Source organism: Shewanella septentrionalis (assembly GCF_025370265.1).
GTDB lineage: Bacteria > Pseudomonadota > Gammaproteobacteria > Enterobacterales > Shewanellaceae > Shewanella > Shewanella hafniensis.
The window spans coordinates 195,579-218,470 of the sequence record NZ_JAMTCC010000002.1 but is presented as its reverse complement, the minus strand read 5'-3'; the positions used below and the strand labels follow the sequence as shown (position 1 = coordinate 218,470).

The following is a 22,892-nucleotide window of genomic DNA, read 5'->3' as shown; positions in this document are numbered from 1 at the left end:
ATGAATTACATCACACGGGTGTAATGATGAAAATGTCTAAGACAGAAAGTCCGTTTGTTACTGATCTACTGACAACTCGTTAACTCGTTTTGGGGCATAAGCTATTTAGAACAGACTGCCATATTGATAACTTAAGATTGGCATTGTTGTATCCACTGTTCGTCGTTGCATTCGTATATTTTATTGTGACTTAGGGATGAACGGATCGACCGCAGTTCATTACCCTAGCCAGAAGTAGGTTCGGTATCTAAGGTCTAATACCCGCATGCCTTGACAAGTAAAAACGTTATAGATGGTAATGTTATCAGTCATATCACCAACCTTCCCCTCTCTTGTGGACAACAAATAGAGTACGCTTCAAACATTTGCCCCTTACTCAACTCTCGCGTTAATACGCCACATGAAGGCATGCAGCTACATTCCGGCGTGTTTAGCGCGTCGTCTTGCCCATCGAGGTTCAGCATGCGTTTATCTGGCCAAACAAACATGCATTTCTAAATCGCGACATCAGGGGCAACTTTCGAATCGGTTATGCGTAATTAAAAACAATAAATTTGCCTTTTTTCACGGTTTGCTAAAAAAAATCTCCATTTCCTCAAAAATATTTTTTGCTGACAAATTTAAGGTTCATTCGTCGTTTATATCATTGTTATGTAGTAACAAATTTTAATGTGGATTAATCGGCTTATCCTTAAGTTAGCGATGTTCACATCGTCATTTTGTAAAGATAGATTTACAGCAGAAATGCGCTTATGCAGAGCATATTTTAAAAATTAATGCTTTAAAAACAATGATTTTTAAAAATCATAGTGAATGCATTTTTTGAATGTGATGCGTTTTTAAAATACGCTTTCAAGCTAAAAGAATTGAAATAAAACAGCGAGGTATCAATAGCGATTGGGGGCATCGAAGCGTGATGAACGCCTGCATGTTTTTTTAAAATGAATTGTGCCTTGCGCGAAAATTCACAAGTTTTTGTGGATTTTCGAAAATTGAATATGCTGCTCGCGTGTTAACAAACACACGTGAGCGCTTTCCCCGTGTCGGGAAAGACGTTTGCCTTATCCATAGGGGTAACCTTTAATTTTAGCAGAGATTAATTTTTCCGCTGCAAATTAACGGTTAGCACTCTGAAATGTAGCAAGAGGTGTAACGTGAGTAACAAGTATAAAGCGAATAAATCACGCGGCAGGCATGTATATCAATATTTTTCGCAGAAGAATCAAGCCCCGCTGAAGGTCGAATCATTCCTTGAATTGTGTATTGCGGCGCAGATGGAGTGTGAACCGAATATCGTTGCCTATGCTGCGCAGCCTGAAAGCCTGCATCTCCATGACAGCATTACCAATAAAACCATTCGGTATACACCTGATTTTCTTATTAAATATGCTAACGGCACTGCAGCATTTATTGAAGTCCATCATTCAAGTCATATCACGAAAGACTTCCAGTCGCGATTAGCGCTATTCAATGAATACTCACTTAAGACGGCTAATGTCCCTATCGTCCTCGTTGATGAGCGTCAGTTAACGCCCATGATTTATACCAACCTCCAGTTAATCGCTAATCGGCGTTCTGCACGGTTATCATGTTCGCTCAACCATGCAGACCTACCTGAATTGTTGACATTTGAGGCGTTAGTCGATTGGCTCAAGCCTAGAAGCCAAACATCCGTGGGTGATGCATATCATTTAGTCGGAGCCGGTTTTTACCAATTCGACAAATCACAGTTGCTACTGGCAAGCACAACCCTGAATAAGGTGATGCTATCGTGATGTTTGCTCAGGCGCGTGACCATCAATTCCACAATAGCAACGGCGACATCATGACGGTCTTGTTTGCTGATGACGTGTCGATTTTGCTCGAAGTGGATGACGATGAAAAAACGCGAGAGTTCTTAACGCTAGATGTATTTAGCACAAAACTGCATGAAAAAACCCTTTTCCCCAAACCGGTCGAAAAAACGCGTCTCATTTTGTCCCCAGTACAGCAAGCGACTCGGGATTCGCGGATTGTTTATATTCATACGCTGCGCGACATGCTGCAGAACGACGAAACCCTAAAGCCGACGACGTCCACTACCTATCAGAAACTGATTGAAGTTGTTGAGGAGAATTACCCTGCACTCAGAGGGGCTGAACATCCCAAGAAAACAACGATTAACCGTTACTGGAAGACTTGGATAAGCTCACGTTTCAATGATGACAGTTTAATCTGTAAATCACGTTCACATACCCCACGTATCGGTGAGGAGTCTAACGCGTTAATCGACACGTATTTGAGCACGACTTACCAAGATAGTCGCCATAAAGTGGCTACGGGTCATTATGCTTGTTACAAACAAGATGCGCTGAAAGCACGTGAAACAAATCCCAATATTATCGTTGCAAGCAAACGAACGTTTTCGCGCAGAATTGAAGCGAGACAGTCGATTTGTGACAAATTAGACGATCCAAAAACTCCCCACGCTGAACGTCAGCAGCTCTCACTTAACCTGATTAAACGGATAAAACTGCATTACCCATTGCAACGTGTTGAACTCGATTGTTTGCACACAAATATCCGTGTTATTGATGATGTCACGGGGGAGTTAACTGAGCCTGTGGTCATCTATTATGCACTTGATTGTTATACGCGTGCACCGCTAAGTATGGTTTTTGATTATGGCAAAGGAGAAGCGACGGAGGTTGTTTTACAGTTAATCCAAAATACGTATTTGCGTGACGACAATCTCCCCTTTTGCGGTAAGACAGATACGTTCATCATGGATAATGGCCCTGCATTTAACAACAAGTTAATTAAGAGTCTATGTGAACAGCTGGGGAGCAATATCGTTTATACCCCTTCGAATACACCGTCAGCGAAACCCTTTGTTGAGTCGCACTTTAGAGTGTTTAGGCAAAAATTTGAATCAATGGTGGTGACGGATTCAGCCGGCAACCGCACTGTTGGTTTAAATACCTATCCGAAAAAAGGCACTAGAACAAAAATAAATCCACTTAAGAATACGCATATCACTGCCAGTACGTTCACAAAGATAATCAATACCATGCTGACAGAATACGCTCACAAGACCCATTCAGGGTTAAATTGTTCACCGATATTCTGTTGGCAGCAATCTAGGGTGGTGCAATCTTATTATGATTACGATTCTATTAAGCACCACTTCCATGTCGCGACACAGGCGCATGAGCAGCAACTCGATTCAAGAGGTTTTGTCCGTGTATTGAAACACCGCTTCACCAGTGTTGAACTGAAAAAAGTGCATACGTTACTCATGACCTATGGTCACAAAAACGTCAACCCCACCGTTCAGGTGTTTTACAACCCCTATGATGCAAGCAGTGTCACTGTCAGCGTTGCGCTCCCGAACGAGACAGAAGCCAGGTCAATCGTCGCTTATAATTATGATGAAGAAATCAACTCGCGTTGGCCCGTTTCCTTTGCACAGTTAAATGGCAAAGTGCAGAAAGGACAACACATTTTCCAAACTGAAAAACATCAGGTTACCGGTCAATATGCCGTCACGATTGACCGTTTCATTCCCGCCAAAACAGTACGTATTAAACGAAGTGGCAAACCGACAAGTTCGTTTGAAGACAATAATGCAAAAGAACTGTCAATCGAGCAGCGCATTCAGAATGCCAATGCGACTGATTCGTTAAAAGATATTAAGTGGCAAAACTCATTAGACAAGACTGAATTGGCTGACAAACAACGCGCAAGCCAACTGAATGAACCAGAACAAATTATTGATAACACGCAAAGGGACACTAAAGCCTTATGGTAGTCAGCATACCTACACCTGTAGACACCTTTATTGTTAAACATACATTGGTTAAACACGCCCATGAACAAATTGGGCGAGTTCATCAAATGTGTCACCTTCCCAATAATAAAAAAGGCGTGCTCATTTATGGTAAATCGGGCGAAGGCAAAACCTACATCGCTGAATGTTATGCCGCTCAGTTTCCTCCGGTGAAAGAAGTCGACCACATTCGTCTGCCGATATTCACTTACCGTTTTCAAGAAGCGAAAAGCAAAGTTGATGATATTTTGCGACTGTTGATAACGGAATTAGGCGTGCAGCCCCCAATAGGTAAAGTTGCTGCGGGTGAGTTAGATAAGCAATTTCGATTTCTGATTAAAGCACGTAGTGTCGAACTCATTATTCTTGATGAAATTCAACAGGTTTTTCCTGCTAAACAAGGGAAAATTGCATTAGACATGTTGAAATACTTCTGCGCCCTACTCGACACGCTCACTTGTTCAATTGTCTTTATCGGTAGTGAGCGGGCCATGCGACTCCTGACCTTCGGCGAAGTGGATAAAACCGTCGACGACAACGAGCAACTCAGTCGCAGAATGCTGAGGTCAGTAAAACTGCATCGTATCTTACCGAGAACGCAAGAATGGGTTGATTGTATCAACAGCTTTCTACAGCAAATCAGCGCTCCTCAAATTGGTATCGAGGATAAAGAGCTATTAGATAGACTTTACGTTGCCTATATGGAGCGCAGCTTCAGTACCCTTGATGGCTTATTCATGCGTGAAGATATGAGTCATATCAAAGACCGCCACACACTGATGATGCGTTTAAAAGCGAACTTTTATATTTACAGCCAAAACGTCAATAATCCCTTTGATGAGTCTGAATATAGCTATAGGGCAATAGACGCTGCGGTCACACATGAATACCAGAAATTAAAGCGGGAGTTGAAAACGTGTCTTTAGCCTTTTCGCCACAGAGAAAACCTGATGAAGTTAGCATCAGTTACCTTCTTCGTTTAGCGCGCGTTAATGGTTACGCAAGGATTGGGAGTATGGTGTCGTCAACTGAGCAAAATAACATTATTAAGCTTCAAATTACACCGGCTCTGAATGCTAAATTTGGCATACCAATAAGCCAAGGTGATGTGTTTTCTACGATTATCAATCCGATGTTTAACCGCAACATTCAACTCAACCCTAAAGTGTGTATTCAGTGCTTGAATGAAGATGGCTACCTGTTAACGGAAGTGCAAAATCCGTTTTGTCATGCCTGCTCCAAACACCAATCTGCACTGACGAGTCAATGCACCACGTGTTACGAAAGCCTTGCTTGGGATATTCCACTTATAAAAGGGCACTGTACTTCTCCTCGATGCGGGGTACAACTGAAACCCTCGTCAGAAAATGTACGTTCATTGAGTGAGGCTCAAGTGTCAGATTGCCTCTATGCCGCACTGGTATTGGAAAAAGAGCACATCATGGCGCTCAAACCGAACGCCTATGCTTCACTGCCATTTTATGAAAACATGCTCGAAAAGGGATATCGGTTATTAACGGATAATGCATTTTTTCGAGAGTGGGTACAAAAGACACTTCAGGCAACCTCATCTTTACTACCTCACAATATCCGCAGTGTGGCTATTGTGCAGTTCCTTGAAACACTTTCCTGTACGTGGCCTGCCGCTACGTTAGATATTGTTATCCCAGCTACCCCCGCAGATGGCATTGCTCTCTCGGTGACAGAACAATGGCTTCCATTTGGAAAAGCATCTCGGCTACTTGAGCTGAGGCCAGAAGAACTGCAGCTGCTTCAACACGTTAATTTAGTGAAACATGCACGTAAAAGCAGACTTCACCATAATAGCCAAATTGATGTCGCACCTATTTTCCAGTTGTTAGTCGGTAACGACATCCAACCTGGCATGGTGTGCTTATCAACTCTCACGGAGGTCATGGTGCATAATGATGTTGAAATGTATGACATTCTCATAGGATTCAAAGAAGGCCGCCTGCAGTTAGGATATGGCGAAGGTCACAATTTACGACGTGCTATCTGGTGCGAACCGGCGTCTTTTATACGCTTTGCAAAAGACGTCTTTAGCAAGCGGCAATATGACGCTATCTCCCTAGAGAAAGCAGTATCATTAACAGGCTTACCCATGGAGCTACTTCACGCACTTAGAAAAATGGGTAAACTTCGCCCTCCTCGCGTCGCGCGTGCCGGCAGTCTAGCACTTTGCCAATTTGAAGATGTACTACAAATACGCCAGCAACAAAAACCGATGCAGTTATCACTCATATAATGAAGCAATATTACCTGTTAAAACCTATATATATAAAATGCTTACGATTTAAATTAAAGCATAGACACTAAGGTTAAAACCCACATTTGTCATCGGTAATTATGTGGGCTTTAAGCTGAAAGCCATTCATATAAATCCCACTTATTATCCCCATCGATTAACTCACTAAAGCAATATCGTCCTGCACCCAATATCCGTTCCAAATATATGTAGCAGACCTCCGCACTCAGATACGATTTAAATCATGGCGTTTTATCCGCGCAAATTTCAATTCGTTTAGATTTGTAAATATACGCCTGTATTGTCGGCGGCTCACTTACCACACCTACAACATATGTAAGTAGAAACCTTGAAGCAATCCGATATGCGTTGACTTGATATTTGATTTGTGGAAAATGAATAGATTGGCGGTGAATGATGCATAACATTGCCACCAAATCATTGATTTTAATATGAAAAATAAATCTCAATTTAGGTGGCAAAAATGTTCAAAAATCTCAACTTGAATGGCAATGTTGTTATTTTGTTAAACCATCAAGTCATTGAATAAGTTCAATTACGGCTGCCTGAGATTCTCATTCTGTGTGACCACGAACACGTGTGCACTCAGAATAAGGATCTCGGGCATATAAGAACCTTCTCTTATGTGCTTATATTTAGGACTCAATATAACTTAGGGCTGAGTTACTCGATGCCTTTTAAATGGTCGATTGGTTTATTGAATGCACTTTCATGGCGTTCGATTTGGCTTGTGTGCAAATACTGCGATGTGGTGTCGATACTTTCGTGTCCAGCGTCGGCTTGTACATGGGATAACGGTCTGCGGTTAATATTGATATCGTGTGTGATGCCTGTATGACGAATATTATGGGCTGTGAGTTTGCGCATCTGCGCGGCGTCTTGTGCAAAACCATCGGCCTCAATACTATCTGCTGCCAGATTGATAATACTTTGAATTTCATCGCGGACTTGGCGAATACCGAGATTGGCATTGAGGATGCCGACATCTCGACCACGACCAGCAGCTTTGTGCCGCACAAACAGTGGATGGTTCTCGTTTGGCCTTGGATAATCCGTTAAGCCTAAAAACTGGCGGTATTTGACTAAGGCGTCGAGTAAAGCTTTTGAGATTGCCACGCTGCGCCTTTTACCGCCTTTGCTCAATGGAATATGAAAACTCCAAATACCCGTTTGTTGATTACGCTTAAACTGATCCATCACCGGTGAATAACCTGCGCGTGCAGACACATCTGAGATACGTAAATAGCAACAATAGATCAATGAAATCAGAAATAAGCTTCTTTGATGTAATTCGGGCGATGTTTCTGCCAACGCTGTTACGGTCGCCATAATGTATGACCACTGTAATTCAGTGAATGCGAGACTGTTATCATCTTCATGATGTTGACGCTGATATTGCCGATTGGCCGCGAATCGACTGTGATTCAGCCAAATTTGTGCAGGATTACGCTCACAATATTCTTCACTTGTCAGGTACGAGTAAAACGAAGACAAAATGGCCATTTTCGTTTTTAACGCATTGTCACTTAACGCATAAGGCTGGATTTGCCCGAGTCGCTTTTTACCGACAAATGGCCGCCACTGTGGGTTTGGAACCCGTTCATCACGCATTTTATCGAGCTTGAATTGTGGCACATTAAAATAGCCAATTAGTGCTATGGGCGGCGCTTGGCAGTAATCCACGTAATGGCTCATATCTTTGCGTGTGACTTCTATGGGCGACATTGAAACCACATCAAAACACCAATGAAGAAATGTCGTGAGCTCGCTGCGATAGGCTTTATAGTTGTTTTCGTTATGCTTTTGCTCAAACAGCCAATCACTGGCGTGCTCAATCACTAAACCCGCATCGGCCACCTTTTTCATGCTAATTTGGGTGATATATTGGTTAACGACACTATTGCCAACTTGTATGAATTCAAATGAGTCAAATAATGGGATTACGGGAGGAAGTTGCATATTGCATCTGAATTATAAGGGTTTCTGATATGATAATACTTAAACGCAAATGCCGATAACGTTATTTATCGGCATCAACTAGGGTCAGATTTTGAGTACAACTGGACAATGTACATTTCTGGCATGTAATACGCTTTTGACAACAAATTAAGCATAACTGCCACACTTGCTGTTTAGACTGACTATCCAAGCACCTAAAATCTGCCGCACAGAGGTGCCCATCATGTATAAGCTGTGCCAGTTTATGCGTTGAAATCGACAAATTAATTTGGTGGCTCATGCCCTTACCCGCTAATCAGTGTGTGATATGAATAGAATACACAAATGATAACTGTTATCAATAACTCAATTTAAGGTTTGCCACTCACCTCGCTATTTAATGTAAGAATTTGCACTGCATTGAAATGTGTCTACTACACTGATTATGTGATCATTATTTTTATTTGAATGAGGTATCGAATGCTGATTGATCTTGCAAAGAAAAATCCGCTGTTTTCCGGTAAAAAGCTTACCGAGACAACTGCATCAGGTATTCCTTGGAAGGTATTAGTGGTCGATGATGAACCTGATGTTCATACCGTCACTAAGCTTGCCCTCTCCCGCTTTAAACTCGATGGCCGCCCGCTTACTTTTATCAATGCCTACAGTGCCGAACAAGCAAAAGAGTTGATGAATCAGGAACATGATATCGCCATCGCCTTTATTGATGTTGTGATGGAGAGTGATCATGCGGGCTTAGAATTAGTAAAATGGATCCGCGAAGAGCTGCAAAATAAAACCACTCGACTAATCCTGCGTACAGGCCAGCCAGGTCAAGCACCTGAAGAAGACGTTATCGTTAATTATGATATTAATGATTACAAAGCCAAAGCTGAACTCGATTCACGTAAACTGATGACCAGCGTCTACTCTGCCCTACGTTCTTACCGCGATATTATGGAAATTGAACAAGCAAGGCGCACCCAAATAAATCACCGTAAAGGGCTAGAAAGAGTGCTAGAAGCTACATCTGGATTATTTGAGCTGCGCACCCTGCATAAATTTGCAGATGGCCTGCTAACTCAAGTCGCCACCCTACTCAATCTGGATTCTGAAACCTTATTGCTAACGTGTAATGCCATTGATGCCATAAGCGGTCATCTGGATCCTGTGAACATAGAAATCCTCGCAGGCACAGGCCAATTCTCAAATAAATCCCATATTACTCAATTACCAGAGCATATCGACCGCTTACTGCGCAGTGCGATCAAGCAAAAACGCTGCCTGTATGAAGACAATTGCTTTATCGGTTACTTCCCCACAAAAAGCGGGTTAATCAATCTACTGTATATGGATGGTATTGATAAAATTGATGATCTTGACAAGAAACTTATTGATATTTTTGCTATCAACGTCGGCGTTGCATTTGAAAATTTACTGCTCAATCAAGAAGTCGAAGATACCCAATCTGAACTCATTCTGCGTTTAGGGGATGTGGTTGAAAGCCGTTCAAAAGAAGCCGCGAACCATGTGAAACGTATGGCAGAATATTGCTCTCAGTTGGCCTTACTCGCTGGTTTACCTGAATACGAAGCTGATTTACTACGCCGTGCTTCACCTATGCATGACATAGGTAAGATAGCGATCCCCGATGCGGTTCTGCTCAAACCTGGCAAGTTAGATGATGAAGAATGGAAAGTCATGCGTCAGCACCCTACAATTGGCCATCAGATTTTGGCAAATTCTGAGCGACCCATACTAAAGGCGGCATCAATTATTGCACTACAACACCATGAAAAATATGATGGTTCTGGCTATCCTGCAAATTTAAAACAAGACGAAATTCACATTTTCGCGCGCATTGTTGCCATTGCAGATGTGTTTGATGCACTTTCCCATGCCCGCTGTTATAAAACGGCCTGGCCTTTAGAAGAAGTGTTAGCTGAAATGCGTAAAGGCGCTGCGAAACACTTTGACCCGCACTTACTACAGCTCTTTATTGATAATGTGGATATTTTTGTCAAAGTAAAAGACAACTGGAAGGACAATTAAGCTGCGCTAAACAGAGGTAATTGTCCGAATGCTTTGAAGGCAATGTGACGAATTATCAAACCAGTCTTAGCCATTGTCATCAGCGAGAAAATCAAACACTGCCGTTTTAGTTTCGCCATTAACGTTGAAACTAATAAAGCCGCGCCAAACCATATAACCACTGCTACAAGAGCCATATACCATTTGACCAATATAAGTCATTTCGTCGGTTTGCTTCACATTTACGGGAATAACGCCCATAAACATATCTCTTCCTTCTAAGCGGATTTGCACATCGGTAATAGGCGAAGACGCTAATAGCGTTAATGTTAATGGCTTTTCGCTTGGTGCATTTGCTGGCGACAGACTAATAGTGAGTTTAATATCGCCCACTTGTTTAACACAATCCCCTGCCGAAAATTGACAAAGTGAAGGATCAAGACTGCTTTTAAGCGTGACTTGCTTAGCATCTTCAGTACAAGCTGTGAGATTGAAGAGAATTAACGCGATGAATAAATAGGGATTAGGACGATTTAGCACAAAGATTAACCTTATGACGCAATATGTTAACATTCTATGGCGTAGGTTGATCTAGATCAACTTTCTACACCCCTTCTTTGGTATCTTTTTTGATATTGCTCAAGTATCATTGCGAAACCTCATATTTGAGCAAAAATATGCAGGGTAACGCATTGACATGACTCAGCAACCTGAATAGGGAAGCTGATTTTTATGTCATTTTATAACAGGTAAAGCTTGTCTTTACTAAAAGTAAAAGTAATAAGCAGTGGAAGCATTATGATGAACCATTCCCAGCCAACAGGCGCTGATTACAATTACGCCATTGTCCGCCAATTTGCCTTAACCACAGTTTTGTGGGGTATTGTTGGTATGTCAGTCGGCGTATTAATTGCGGCTCAGTTAATCTGGCCTCAGCTGAACTTTGACACTCCTTGGTTAACGTATAGTCGCTTGCGACCATTACACACCAATGCGGTGATCTTCGCGTTCGGTACATCAGCCCTTTTTGCAACATCCTATTATGTCGTACAACGCACCTGTCAAACCCGACTATTTGCACCTAAGTTAGCCGCATTTACGTTTTGGGGATGGCAAGCCATCATTCTGTCAGCAGCTATCACTTTGCCAATGGGTTTCACCCAAGGTAAAGAATACGCTGAATTAGAATGGCCTATCGATATCGCAATTACTATCGTTTGGGTGTCCTACGCTATTGTGTTCTTCGGTACTATTATCAAACGAACTACTTCGCATATTTACGTGGCGAACTGGTTCTTTGGTGCCTTTATTATTACCGTTGCCGTACTACACATAGTTAACTCTATGGCAGTACCAGTCAGTCTGTTCAAGTCATACTCTCTGTATAGCGGCGCTGTCGATGCTATGGTGCAGTGGTGGTATGGTCACAACGCTGTAGGTTTCTTACTAACCGCAGGCTTCTTGGGGATGATGTATTACTTCGTACCTAAGCAAGCAGGTCGTCCTGTGTACTCTTACCGTCTATCTATTGTCCATTTTTGGGCTTTGATCGCACTGTATATTTGGGCTGGTCCTCACCACTTACATTACACAGCTTTACCTGACTGGACTCAGTCTTTAGGTATGGTGATGTCACTGATCCTATTCGCACCTTCTTGGGGCGGTATGATTAACGGTATCATGACCTTGTCTGGTGCTTGGCATAAACTGCGTACTGACCCTGTACTGCGTTTCTTAGTCGTTTCTCTGTCTTTCTACGGTATGTCTACCTTCGAAGGCCCGATGATGGCAATTAAGACAGTTAACGCATTATCACATTACACAGATTGGACTATCGGTCACGTTCATTCCGGCGCGCTAGGCTGGGTTGCAATGGTGTCTATTGGTTCTCTGTATCACTTGATCCCTGTATTGTTCGGCCACGGCCGCATGTACAGCATCAAGTTAGTCAACGTCCATTTCTGGTTAGCGACTATTGGTACTGTGCTTTACATCGTATCTATGTGGATTTCAGGTGTAATGCAAGGTCTAATGTGGCGCGCAGTGAATGCTGACGGTACTTTGACTTATAGCTTTGTTGAAAGTCTTGAAGCTTCATATCCTTTCTACTTTGTACGTTTCCTTGGCGGTTGTTTCTTCCTGACCGGTATGCTGATCATGGCATACAACGTGATCCGTACTGTGAAAGCCTCTAAAGATTCATTGCCAGCATTGGCTGAACCAACAGCGGCTTAAAGGAGCAAACTCGATGAAATTTAATCATGAGATAGTTGAAAAAAACATCGGTTTGTTAGCGATCTTTACCGTTATCGCTATCAGTTTCGGTAGTCTCGTTGAAATCACACCGTTGATTTTTCAAAAAGATACGACTGAGCCTGTGGAAGGTTTAAAGCCATACACTGCTCTGCAAATTGAAGGCCGTGACATCTATGTTCGTGAAGGTTGTTATAACTGTCACAGCCAGATGATCCGTCCTTTGCGTGCAGAAACTGAACGTTATGGTCACTACTCTGTCGCGGGTGAATCGGTTTGGGATCATCCATTCCAATGGGGTTCTAAGCGTACAGGTCCTGATCTTGCCCGTGTTGGCGGTCGTTACAGCGATAAATGGCATGAAGTTCACTTAATCGATCCTCGTGCTGTAGTACCTCAATCGAATATGCCAGGGTTCCCATGGTTAGCCGAAAACAAGTTAGACGGCGAACTGACGGGCGATAAGATGACTATCCTACGTAACATGCATAAAGGCGGTTACAAAGGTAATGATCTTTATACCGATGAAGAAATCGCAGGCGCACAGCAAGCTGTTGCAGGTAAGACAGAGCTGGAAGCCTTGATTGCATATCTTCAGTCTTTGGGTCACGCACTCAAATAAGGAGGCAATATATGGATTACGGCACATTACAAGGCATTTTAACCATCATTGTGATGCTGACCTTCGTCGGTATATTTGCTTGGGCATATAGCTCGCGTCGTCAAAAATCTTTTGATGAAGCAGCTAACCTTGTGTTTTCCGATGAGGAAGTCAGCAAGGTATCGAAGGACTCAGGAGAGAATAAGTGATGAGTAGCTTCTGGAGTGTTTGGATTAGCGTACTCTCGTTAATTGTGATCGCGGGATGTTTTCTATTACTGCGTGTGTGTTCTAAGAACACCACGGACGTAAAAGAAGGCGAATCCATGGGTCACAGTTTCGACGGTATTGAAGAACTCAATAACCCACTGCCAAAATGGTGGAGTTATATGTTCTATATCACTATCGTGTTTGGCTTGATCTATCTAGCCTTATTTCCTGGTTTAGGTAACTACAAAGGCCTTTTAGGCTGGACCAGTTCTAACCAAAGCATTGGTACTGAACAAGGTATTAAAGCCGACTCTGCCGCAGCCATTGAGCTTGCCGCAAAAGAAGGCCGTTATGTTCAGTATGACCAAGAAGTAAAACACGCTGATGAAAAATATGGCCCAATCTTTGCTGCTTACTTGGCAACACCACTAGAAGAATTAGTGAAAAACCAAGAAGCATTAAAAGTGGGCGGCCGTTTGTTCCTACAAAACTGTGCACAGTGCCACGGCTCTGACGCACGTGGTAGCAAAGGCTTCCCTAATCTCACCGATGGTGACTGGTTATATGGTGGCGACTTAGCCACGATTAAAACCACTATCATGGGTGGTCGTCATGGCATGATGCCGCCAAAAGGTGGTTTGCCAATCGATGACAGCGAAATTGCGGGTTTAGCTGAATACGTTGTTAAATTGTCTGGTCGTGAGCACGATGAAACACTCGCCGCTCAAGGTCAAGGCTCATTCATGAAAGGTTGTTTCGCGTGTCATGGTATGGACGCTAAAGGCAACAAGTTCATGGGTGCACCGAATTTAACTGACGATGTTTGGTTATATGGCGGTAGCCGCGGCGTGATCGAAGAAACGATCAAACACGGCCGTGCTGGTGTCATGCCAGCCTGGAAAGACGTTCTCGGTGAAGAGAAAGTTCACGTGATCGCAGCTTATGTTTATAGCTTGTCAAACAAGTAATTAGATGTGAGTAATGCTAAGGCCTCGAAGACTTCGAGGCCTTTTTTTTAAAGTGCTAAAACCGTCTTTTAACGGTAAAATGGCGCAAATTTTTTGAATGGGTATCTGACATGAGCGAACAACAAGCCTGGTATAAGCAGTTCTGGCCTTGGTTTTTAATTATTCTTCCTTTATGTGCCGTCGTCGCAAGTTTTACCACACTAAAAATTGCCCTTACGAACTCGGACTCTTTAGTCGCCGAGGATTACTACAAAGATGGCAAAGCCATTAATATGGACTTAAGTAAAGTGAAGTATGCTAAACAAATAGGCATGAATTTTTTACTCGAACAAACTAATAATGAAATTCTGCTGACGCAACAAGGTGGTCCCGCTTCTCAAGCTGCGCTGAAAGTCGAGTTCTACCATCCAACCATTGCCGACAGAGACATCAAGCTCACCGCTACAGCCGATGCCAGTAATGTGTATCGCATTACCGTGCCTGCCACACTGATCGGCCCTTGGGAAGTGCGTCTTGAAAGTTACGATGGCAAATGGCGCATTCACCAACGCGTTGAATTAAAAGGTCATGTCCAACTTTGGCTGAACTGATTGTGGTTGAATTGATTTAGTTAAATAAGAATTGCTATGACACATCCAAGTTGTTTTCACTGCCAAGAGCCCGTGCTGACGGGCCAGCAGTTTGTGACCCGCATCAATGATCGTGATGAACTCATGTGTTGCCCTGGTTGCCAGGCGGTTTCTCAGGCGATTGTGGATGCGGGATTACTCAGTTACTATAAGTTTCGCACTGAACCCGGCAGTAAGCAGAACGCCCTCGTCCCCGAAGCCTTAACGCAGTTTAGTGCCTATGACTTACCCGAAGTGCAGCAAGACTTTGTCCATTCTGAGGACAATATCGAGTCAGTGTCACTTTCTATCGATGGCATCACCTGCGCGGCCTGTGCTTGGTTAATTGAGCACAAAGTAAAACAACTAACGGGCGTGAGCCAAGTGCTCGTCAACTCGACCACCCAAAGGGCTATGATCAGTTGGGATAAACGCACGGTAAAACTCAGCGATATCCTCGGGCAAATTAGCCGTATTGGTTATCAAGCCGCGCCCTACCAAGTCGATGAGCAAGAGATCAACAATAAACTCAATAGTCGAAAGTTTTTACTGCGTTTAGGCTTAGCCGGCTTTGCGACTATGCAAGTTATGATGTTCGCCCTCGCCCTCTATACCGGCTACTTCACCGATTTAGATGTGCAATATCGAGACTATTTCCGCTGGGTCAGCATGATTTTTGCTACCCCCGTAGTGCTTTACTCGGCGCAGCCCTTCTATTTCAGTGCCATTCGTACCCTGCTCAGCGGCAAACTCAATATGGATGTCTCAGTCTCCATTGCGATTGGCGGCGCATACGTAGCCAGTTGTTTCGCCACAGTCAATGGCACAGGCGAAGTGTATTTTGAATCTGTGTCCATGTTTACTTTCTTCCTGTTACTCGGGCGCTACTTCGAACAAAAAGCCAGGCAAAAGGCCTCGGTTAGCTCGAGTAATTTGCATAAGTTAGTGCCACTCACGGCGCACTTAGTGAACGACAATAGTCAGGAAGAAGTTCCCGCCAAAAAGTTACGCCTCAATGATGTGATCCTCGTTAAACCAGGGGAAATGGTAGCTGCCGATGGCGTAGTCATTGAAGGTCACACTAGCATCAATGAAGCTATGCTCACCGGCGAGCAAATGCCGATTGAAAAAACTCTTGCTAGCCAAGTTTACGCAGGCACTATCAACGTCGACCAACCCATCAAAGTTACCGTCACTGCACTAGGGCAAGACCAACTCGTGGCTGAGATTATTAGACTGCAAGAGCTTGCATCCAATACAAAACCAGCAATTGCGCTATTAGCCGATAAATTATCGCGTTATTTCTCGGGCACAATCCTGACCATAGCGACAATCACCTATTTGGTTTGGCAGCAGATATCCCCAGAGGATGCCTTTTGGGTAACCCTGTCAGTTCTAGTTGCTACCTGTCCTTGCGCCTTAGCACTTGCCACACCGACCGCTGTCACCTGCGCGACTGCGATTTTTACTCGCCTTGGGATCATTACTCGCAAAGCCGGTGTGTTTGAAAAACTGCCGCTGATCAAACATGTTGTCTTTGATAAAACCGGCACCCTCACCTGTGGTACCCTCTCTATTGGGGCAACGCAATGCATGGCTGATTTAACCAAAACGCAAGTCTTAGCTATTGCCGCAGCGCTGGAAACAGGGTCTCGCCACCCGATTGCCGCCGCATTTGCCGAGTTTGCCGATAATGCGCTGGTTGCCGAAGAGGTTCACCATCAAGTCGGTTTTGGCGTCCGTGGCCGTATTGATGACACTGACTACATAATTGGTAATGCGGCATTTACTGGCGCGAGCATTGATAGTAGTGACCCGACCCAAAAGATTTGGTTAGCACGTTCATGCAATAATCAGCTTGAAATACTGGCAAGCTTTGAAATTCAAGACAATATTCGTCAAGACAGTAAGGCCACAGTTGCGACGTTAAAGCAGCTAGGTTGCCGCATCAGTATTGCAAGTGGCGATAGCTCAGGGCATGTACATCAATTGGCAAAAGAATTGGGGATTGACGATGTACACAGCGGCTTGACGCCTGCAGATAAGCTTGCCCTCGTGACCCGATTACAACAGCATACAAGGGTTGCCATGTTTGGCGATGGCATCAACGATGCACCTGTGCTTGCTGGGGCTGATTTGTCGGTGGCCATGGGCAGCGGCAGTGCTATCGCAAAAAACAGTGCCGATTTAATTTTATTGGGGGATCATCTGTCCCGCTTTACTCAAGCGGTTGCAGTTGCGAAACTGACGACACAGATTATCAGACAAAATTTAGCGTGGGCGCTGGGTTACAACGCCCTAATCTTGCCCTTAGCCGTTACTGGCCATGTGGCACCTTATATCGCCGCCATTGGCATGTCGGCGAGTTCTTTGATTGTGGTCGGTAATAGCCTGAGATTATTACGGGTTAAAGTGTAACCATAATAAGAGTTAAATCAGAATCATAAGAGGTCATTATGGAAATTATTTATGTGCTTATCCCCATTGCCATGATCTTTGTCGCCATCGCTGTAATGGTCTTTTTCTGGGCGGTGAAATCCGAACAATTTGACGATTTAGACCGCCAAAGTGTGTCGATATTATTCGACGAAGATACTGTTAAACCAAACAGCCATCCCGTGCCTGAGAAAGAGCAAGCCGAAGCTGCACAAGAAAAAGGCATGCCTCTGTGATTGAATTCGCAGTGATTGAGTACAATGTCACCGGCGCTTTTCTTGTAGGTCTCATGGGCGCCGCACATTGCTTTGGTATGTGTGGCGGTTTAGTGGGCGCTTTTTCCGCCCAAATCCCTCATCCTAAAGTAGGTAACCAGCTGGCCCATCAGCTTAAATATTTACTGAGTTACAATCTTGGGCGTATTTTGAGTTACACCTTAGCGGGCGGCTTAGTGGGAGCTTCGGCGGCAGGTCTTGGTCACTTATTTGAACTGGATACCTATCTGATTGTGCTGCGCATCATCGCTGGATTGATGATGATCGCAACTGGGCTGTATATCGCCAAAATTTGGGTCGGAATCGTGCAGATTGAGCGCGTCGGTCAATGGTTGTGGCAGTATTTAAAACCCATAGCGCAACGGCTTGTGCCTATCAAAAGTCCAAGCCAAGCAATCATGGCGGGATTCATTTGGGGCTGGCTGCCCTGCGGACTCGTTTATAGCACCTTAACTTGGTCGGTTGCATCTGGCTCTGCTAGCCAAGGTGCCTTGATTATGTTGGCCTTTGGCTTAGGCACCTTACCCGCCCTATTAAGTGCAGGCGTGGCGGCAAAACGCCTTGCCGCTTGGGTTCAACAGAAAACCGTTAGACTATTAAGCGGCTTACTGTTAATTGCGTTTGGTGGTCAAACTTTATATATCGCACTCGCGCAGCTAAACTAGCCCAAGTGCGTGAATTGGTTTAACATGGCTGCAGTGGATAAACTTGAGAATCAACATGACAATTGAACAAAATAAGAATCGTCGTCCTGCCGCTAGCGGATGCACAATCCATTGTCACGATTGCAGTATGGGTACCCTTTGTATTCCTTTTACCCTCAATGCAAGTGAGCTAGATCAGCTCGATGATATTATTGAGCGTAAAAAGCCGATCCAAAAAGGCGAGCAAATTTTTAAATCGGGTGATGCGTTAAAATCCCTATTTGCGATCCGCTCTGGCACCATCAAAAGCTATACGATTACCGAGCAAGGCGATGAGCAGATAACTGGCTTCCATTTAGCGGGTGATGTGATTGGTTTTGACGGTATCCACGCCCAGTTGCACCAGAGTTTTGCACAGGCCCTCGAAACCTCCATGGTCTGTGAGATCCCCTTTAATATCCTCGATGAACTTTCAGGCACTATGCCTAAATTGCGTCAGCAGATCATGCGCCTGATGAGCAATGAGATCATGAGCGATCAGGAAATGATCCTGCTACTCAGCAAAAAAAATGCCGAAGAACGCCTGGCTGCATTTATCAGCAATCTGGCTAATCGTTTTGGTAGCCGTGGCTTCTCGCCAAAGGAATTCCGCTTAACTATGACCCGCGGTGACATTGGTAATTATCTCGGTTTAACCGTAGAGACCATCAGTCGTTTACTTGGGCGTTTCCAAAAATCAGGCTTAATTGAGGTTAAAGGTAAGTACATTACTATCCTCGACTCACAAGAGCTGAATCTGTTAGCGGGTAATTCGCGTATAGCGAGATAGTTCACCGCAAGCGTGTTTTCTGCAAGAAAGTTGAGTGAAACATAATAGTTAAGTGCAAAAGTATTAGGCGCTAGATCCTTGCTATAGATTGCAAGAACAATTCAGTTGAAAAAACGTGGCTGGCTAGACATGTCATGCAGATTAAGGCATGATTTTTAAGCGAGTTTTAATCAATTTCAATTGAGTTTGATCTAGAACAATACAGCTAACTGCCAAAGGCTCATGATGATATTGAGCCTATGACTAAAGGAACCTCCCATGAAGGATTATCAAAAAATACTGGTTGTGGTTGACCCTACCACAGAGAATCAAGTTGCCCTCGCTCGAGCGGTAACCTTGGCCAGTAAATGCAATGCTCAAGTCACTGTGTTTCTTTCTATCTTCGACTTTTCCTATGAGATGACTTCGATTCTGTCGAATCAAGAGCGTGAAGCCATGCGCCAAGGCGTCATAGATCAACGTCTCGCTTGGATCCAAGACTTACTCGCCGCTTACGCTCATCTGCAACTCAATATCGATACCCAAGTCATTTGGCATAACCGCCCCTTCGAAAGCATTATTAATCATGCAATTGCAGGGCAATACGATTTGATTGTTAAAGGCACCCATGCCCACGACAAACTCAAAGCGGTGATCTTCACCCCAACCGATTGGCATTTAATGCGTAAAGCGCCTGTGCCAGTGTTGATGGTGAAAGCCCATGACTGGCCAGAGGCGGGTAAAATCCTTTGCGCTGTGAATGTGGCGACCGAAGATACCGATCATCAAATGCTTAACGGTAAAATCATTGAGCACGCAAAAGATTTGGCAGATAAATTCTCTGCCGAAGTGCATTTAGTTAATGGTTATCCCGGCACACCGGTAAACCTAGCCATTGAATTACCAGATTTTGATGCCCAATCCTATAACGAAACCATTCGCATGCAGCATGAGCAGCGCGTAAGTTATCTCGCTAATGCATACGGCATTAATCCAAACCATTGCCATGTAAAAGAAGGCCTGCCTGAGGATGTGATCCCTGAGCTTGCTGAAAAACTCGATGCCGAATTGGTGATCTTAGGCACAGTCGGCCGCACCGGATTTTCAGCGGCATTGATTGGTAATACCGCAGAGCATGTTATCGATAGCATTAATTGCGACTTACTGGCTATCAAACCTGACGGTTATAAATCGCCGTTAGAAGAAGCCTAAGCGATACGCGGCACTTTACCCCGCCAAAGATAGCTGGAATAATACGCGCCCTGAAACTGAGTTACTGGGCGCTTTTTTATGCTTGAAGCTATATCTGAAGTTACGGCAAATCCAATGTCTGAAGAATTATCAAAAAAACAAACTACCCGTCTGAATAAATTACAGAAACGTCTGCGTCGTGAAGTGGGTAGCGCTATCGCCGATTACAATATGATTGAAGATGGTGATAAGATCATGTGCTGCCTTAGTGGCGGTAAAGACAGCTATGCAATGCTCGATATTTTGATGAATCTGCAGCAACGTGCACCCATTCAGTTTGAAATCATTGCGGTTAATTTAGATCAGAAGCAACCAGGCTTCCCTGAGCATGTATTGCCCGCCTATTTAGATAAGCTCAATGTGCCCTATCACATCCTCGAGAAAGACACTTACTCGATAGTGAAAGACAAGATCCCTGAAGGCAAAACCACCTGCTCCCTGTGTTCTCGCCTGCGACGCGGTACGCTCTATGGCTTTGCCCAGCGTATTGGCGCCACTAAAATCGCCCTTGGCCACCACAGGGACGATATTATTGAGACCTTGTTCTTGAATATGTTCTTTGGCGGCAAGATGAAAGCTATGCCTCCTAAGCTACTGTCAGATGACGGCGCTAATGTGGTCATTCGGCCACTTGCCTATTGCCGCGAGAAAGATCTCGAAGAATATGCCAACTTAAAAGAATTCCCAATCATCCCCTGTAACTTGTGTGGCTCGCAGGAAAACTTAAAGCGCGCCGCTGTCAAAGACATGTTGAATCAATGGGATAGACAGTATCCTGGTCGTATTGAAACAATTTTCACCGCTATGCAAAACACCGCACCATCACAGGGTGTTGACCGTGAGCAGTTCGACTTTGTGTCATTAACGCGTGATCCAGATGCGCCTCTGCGTGGCGATGTTGCCGAAGCTAATCTGCCCGCATTCGATTTCCTAGATATCGCCAACAGCGGCCGTATTGATTTGGATGCAGCAAAACGCATTGATATTGTTAACACTTACGAAGTCTAATTAAGGCTGAAGCTAGCGCCCTAATCAGTAAATAAGTTAAACCAGCAAAACAAAAATGCCCACATGATGTGGGCATTTTTATGGCTACAAAATAAGTTAATCTTTGAGTACATGCTTCTCAATCGACTATTTCAAGATGCCAATTCAAGATACAAAGAGGATCACTTCACCCAAGGACTCAAGACTAATGGCTGGGCACTAAAGCTTAGCGTCGTGATGTTTTCAAGCTCATTCACGGCTAATTTATAACTGCCCTTAACGGCTTGTTCACGGCCATTAAGGTGTACATACACTTCTTGCTCGGGTTGGAATTCAAAGTTAAGACCAGCAATAGGATCCCTAAAATAACGCATCGGGAAGCCTTGCATAGCACCAAGCAGCGTGTCCATTTCGGTCACGATTTGCTGTAAACGCGCTTTATCGTACTCAGCCAATGTCTGTTTTGCTCTGACTTGCATCGCGATAGCGCATCCATCAGCACTGCCAGCAAAATTGAGATTAACCAAGGCACGCTGATCTTTTAAATCATCATCTAAGGGAATAAATAACCGCTGAGCATAGGTATACGTCAATGGCGTTGATGTTTTTTCACTGGAAATAGAACCGCTTTGGATCAAACAGTTTTTTTGTATTGGAACACTAAAAGCCACTTCTACGAGTTGGTAACCGCCCTTGTTGACTTGTTTTAACCTATCATAAAAACCTTTATATTCAAGGGATACAGTTTCTGCAGCGGCGCTAGTTGCCAGTAAACAGAGGCCACTAAACAACAATTTTTTATACATCGACATTCACCAAATATTTTTCATTATGACGTAACATATCAAGCAGCTCATCAATATAAGCTTCTTGTCTTTCAGAATAATTCACGAGTCCGTAAATCAATTGATCCGCTGTCGGCTCTAGCTCCTGTGAGCGTAAATCAGCGCGGATAGAACGAAACAGCGCATAAGCCGTATTAGAATTTAAATTGCGCATGTAGGATGAAACGGACTCGTCGACCGATGAAAACACTTTCACCTCATGGCTCTTACCTGATCCCCGTGAAGATGGCACTATGCCGCAACCAGCACTAAAACACCATTCACCAAAAAAATTAAAGCCTTCACGGGCAAAACGTGAGCTGCCCCAACCGGATTCATTCGCGGCTTGGATCAGCACCATAGATTCAGGCACAATATCGACGCGCTTTAGTAAGCTTGCTAAGGATTTAGCATCGACGTTTCGTGCCGCATATTGGTATTTGTCGAATAGCGTATTGAGTTGCCCGAGTTGGGTCTCAGATAAACTCTTGCCATTATCAACCAAAGCGAGCATTTCACTGACAAACTCGCGTTCCATCGAGATGATGGCATTCTGCTGCTGCACAATCGGCCGCAGAAAATCAAAAAAGGCTTTCTTCTTTTCTGTGATATCGTTGATCGCAGAAAAGTCAGGAACTTGCGTAACAGGATCGACAGCGTCAACGAGTTGGGTCGCAATGCTAGATGAATCATTCGTGTTGGGAATGATCCAAACGCGCAATGCAAAAATCGCCACTATGACCATGGCTAATGCCAATGTAAACGATCCGATTCTACCCGTTTTCAATAGTTCACCTTAAGTATGACGCCCGTATTGGGCAAATAAAGGGCGGATTATAAGCTATTTGTCAGATTTAACGAAATGTGCCCGCCGTCACTGTCATTAATCACGCATCTGGCTCATTAACTCAGGTACAATATTGCGCCTAAGTCGCGATTCTGAATCCGTGTATACGTGCTTGCC

Annotated in this window: 21 protein-coding genes; 16 read left to right on the top strand and 5 right to left on the bottom strand. The window is 44.0% G+C overall.

What is annotated here, in order from left to right; translation table 11 throughout:
• The first annotated feature begins 1,154 nt into the window (after window positions 1-1,154).
• Genes NE536_RS02100 through NE536_RS02085 form a run of 4 tightly spaced genes read left to right on the top strand, consistent with a single transcriptional unit; the run spans window position 1,155 to window position 6,074 of the window.
• Window positions 1,155-1,775 carry a Tn7 transposase TnsA N-terminal domain-containing protein gene (locus NE536_RS02100; RefSeq protein WP_261271641.1) on the top strand — a complete coding sequence of 207 codons (621 nt, stop codon included), beginning with the start codon at window positions 1,155-1,157 and terminating at the stop codon, window positions 1,773-1,775.
• Window positions 1,775-3,790 carry a transposase family protein gene (locus NE536_RS02095; protein ID WP_261271654.1) on the top strand — a complete coding sequence of 672 codons (2,016 nt, stop codon included), beginning with the start codon at window positions 1,775-1,777 and terminating at the stop codon, window positions 3,788-3,790. The genes NE536_RS02100 and NE536_RS02095 overlap by 1 nt, the downstream gene beginning before the upstream one ends.
• Window positions 3,784-4,734, top strand: a complete 951-nt coding sequence (locus NE536_RS02090; RefSeq protein WP_261271640.1) for a TniB family NTP-binding protein — start codon at window positions 3,784-3,786, stop codon at window positions 4,732-4,734. Before NE536_RS02095 ends, NE536_RS02090 begins: the two co-directional genes overlap by 7 nt.
• Window positions 4,725-6,074 (top strand): hypothetical protein, encoded by a 1,350-nt coding sequence (locus tag NE536_RS02085; protein ID WP_261271639.1) that lies wholly within the window; start codon window positions 4,725-4,727, stop codon window positions 6,072-6,074. Before NE536_RS02090 ends, NE536_RS02085 begins: the two co-directional genes overlap by 10 nt.
• A 684-nt stretch (window positions 6,075-6,758) precedes the next feature.
• On the opposite strand, the gene NE536_RS02080 is transcribed toward NE536_RS02085, so the two are convergent.
• Together NE536_RS02080 and NE536_RS02075 are read right to left on the bottom strand one after the other, a co-directional pair.
• Entirely contained in the window at window positions 6,759-8,054 is a 1,296-nt protein-coding gene (locus NE536_RS02080) for a tyrosine-type recombinase/integrase (RefSeq protein ID WP_261271638.1), read from the bottom strand.
• Between the two features lie 61 nt (window positions 8,055-8,115).
• Window positions 8,116-8,334 (bottom strand): hypothetical protein, encoded by a 219-nt coding sequence (locus NE536_RS02075; protein ID WP_106650466.1) that lies wholly within the window; start codon window positions 8,332-8,334, stop codon window positions 8,116-8,118.
• 179 nt (window positions 8,335-8,513) lie between these two features.
• Between NE536_RS02075 and NE536_RS02070 the strand changes: the two genes are divergently transcribed.
• A complete protein-coding gene (locus tag NE536_RS02070; RefSeq protein WP_012587698.1) occupies window positions 8,514-10,085 on the top strand; it encodes a DUF3369 domain-containing protein in 1,572 nt (523 codons plus the stop codon).
• A 66-nt stretch (window positions 10,086-10,151) separates the two neighbouring features.
• Here NE536_RS02070 and NE536_RS02065 read toward each other — a convergent pair whose 3' ends face one another.
• The gene (locus NE536_RS02065) at window positions 10,152-10,604 is read right to left on the bottom strand and encodes a hypothetical protein (RefSeq protein WP_006081608.1); all 453 of its coding nucleotides are present in this window, start codon (window positions 10,602-10,604) and stop codon (window positions 10,152-10,154) included.
• A gap of 258 nt (window positions 10,605-10,862) precedes the next feature.
• Between NE536_RS02065 and ccoN the strand changes: the two genes are divergently transcribed.
• The 11 genes from ccoN (at window position 10,863) to ttcA (ending at window position 21,125) form a co-directional block, all read left to right on the top strand.
• Window positions 10,863-12,299: a cytochrome-c oxidase, cbb3-type subunit I gene (gene ccoN / locus NE536_RS02060; RefSeq protein WP_006081607.1), complete on the top strand. Its 1,437-nt coding sequence runs from the start codon at window positions 10,863-10,865 to the stop codon at window positions 12,297-12,299.
• Between the two features lie 13 nt (window positions 12,300-12,312).
• Window positions 12,313-12,939, top strand: coding sequence for a cytochrome-c oxidase, cbb3-type subunit II (ccoO, locus tag NE536_RS02055; protein WP_006087156.1), 627 nt, complete (start codon window positions 12,313-12,315; stop codon window positions 12,937-12,939).
• An 11-nt stretch (window positions 12,940-12,950) separates the two neighbouring features.
• On the top strand, window positions 12,951-13,127 hold the full coding sequence (locus NE536_RS02050) for a CcoQ/FixQ family Cbb3-type cytochrome c oxidase assembly chaperone (protein ID WP_006081605.1): 177 nt from the start codon (window positions 12,951-12,953) through the stop codon (window positions 13,125-13,127).
• The gene (gene ccoP / locus NE536_RS02045; RefSeq protein ID WP_006087157.1) at window positions 13,127-14,095 is read left to right on the top strand and encodes a cytochrome-c oxidase, cbb3-type subunit III; all 969 of its coding nucleotides are present in this window, start codon (window positions 13,127-13,129) and stop codon (window positions 14,093-14,095) included. The genes NE536_RS02050 and ccoP overlap by 1 nt, the downstream gene beginning before the upstream one ends.
• Before the next feature lie 110 nt (window positions 14,096-14,205).
• A complete protein-coding gene (locus tag NE536_RS02040; protein WP_261271637.1) occupies window positions 14,206-14,685 on the top strand; it encodes a FixH family protein in 480 nt (159 codons plus the stop codon).
• A gap of 36 nt (window positions 14,686-14,721) precedes the next feature.
• Entirely contained in the window at window positions 14,722-17,121 is a 2,400-nt protein-coding gene (locus NE536_RS02035) for a heavy metal translocating P-type ATPase (RefSeq protein WP_261271636.1), read from the top strand.
• A gap of 38 nt (window positions 17,122-17,159) precedes the next feature.
• On the top strand, window positions 17,160-17,375 hold the full coding sequence (gene ccoS, locus NE536_RS02030) for a cbb3-type cytochrome oxidase assembly protein CcoS (RefSeq protein ID WP_071939826.1): 216 nt from the start codon (window positions 17,160-17,162) through the stop codon (window positions 17,373-17,375).
• A gap of 11 nt (window positions 17,376-17,386) precedes the next feature.
• Window positions 17,387-18,079, top strand: coding sequence for a sulfite exporter TauE/SafE family protein (locus tag NE536_RS02025; RefSeq protein ID WP_261271653.1), 693 nt, complete (start codon window positions 17,387-17,389; stop codon window positions 18,077-18,079).
• Window positions 18,080-18,134: 55 nt separating this feature from the next.
• The gene (etrA, locus tag NE536_RS02020) at window positions 18,135-18,887 is read left to right on the top strand and encodes an electron transport transcriptional regulator EtrA (protein ID WP_006081599.1); all 753 of its coding nucleotides are present in this window, start codon (window positions 18,135-18,137) and stop codon (window positions 18,885-18,887) included.
• A gap of 258 nt (window positions 18,888-19,145) precedes the next feature.
• Window positions 19,146-20,078 carry a universal stress protein UspE gene (gene uspE / locus NE536_RS02015; RefSeq protein ID WP_261271635.1) on the top strand — a complete coding sequence of 311 codons (933 nt, stop codon included), beginning with the start codon at window positions 19,146-19,148 and terminating at the stop codon, window positions 20,076-20,078.
• A gap of 78 nt (window positions 20,079-20,156) precedes the next feature.
• The gene (gene ttcA, locus NE536_RS02010) at window positions 20,157-21,125 is read left to right on the top strand and encodes a tRNA 2-thiocytidine(32) synthetase TtcA (RefSeq protein WP_261271634.1); all 969 of its coding nucleotides are present in this window, start codon (window positions 20,157-20,159) and stop codon (window positions 21,123-21,125) included.
• Between the two features lie 161 nt (window positions 21,126-21,286).
• Here the strand turns inward: ttcA and NE536_RS02005 are convergent, their stop codons facing one another.
• Window positions 21,287-21,910: a DUF2987 domain-containing protein gene (locus NE536_RS02005; RefSeq protein WP_261271633.1), complete on the bottom strand. Its 624-nt coding sequence runs from the start codon at window positions 21,908-21,910 to the stop codon at window positions 21,287-21,289.
• Entirely contained in the window at window positions 21,903-22,715 is an 813-nt protein-coding gene (locus NE536_RS02000) for a glucosaminidase domain-containing protein (RefSeq protein ID WP_106650458.1), read from the bottom strand. Before NE536_RS02000 ends, NE536_RS02005 begins: the two co-directional genes overlap by 8 nt.
• Between the last annotated feature and the right edge of the window lie 177 nt (window positions 22,716-22,892).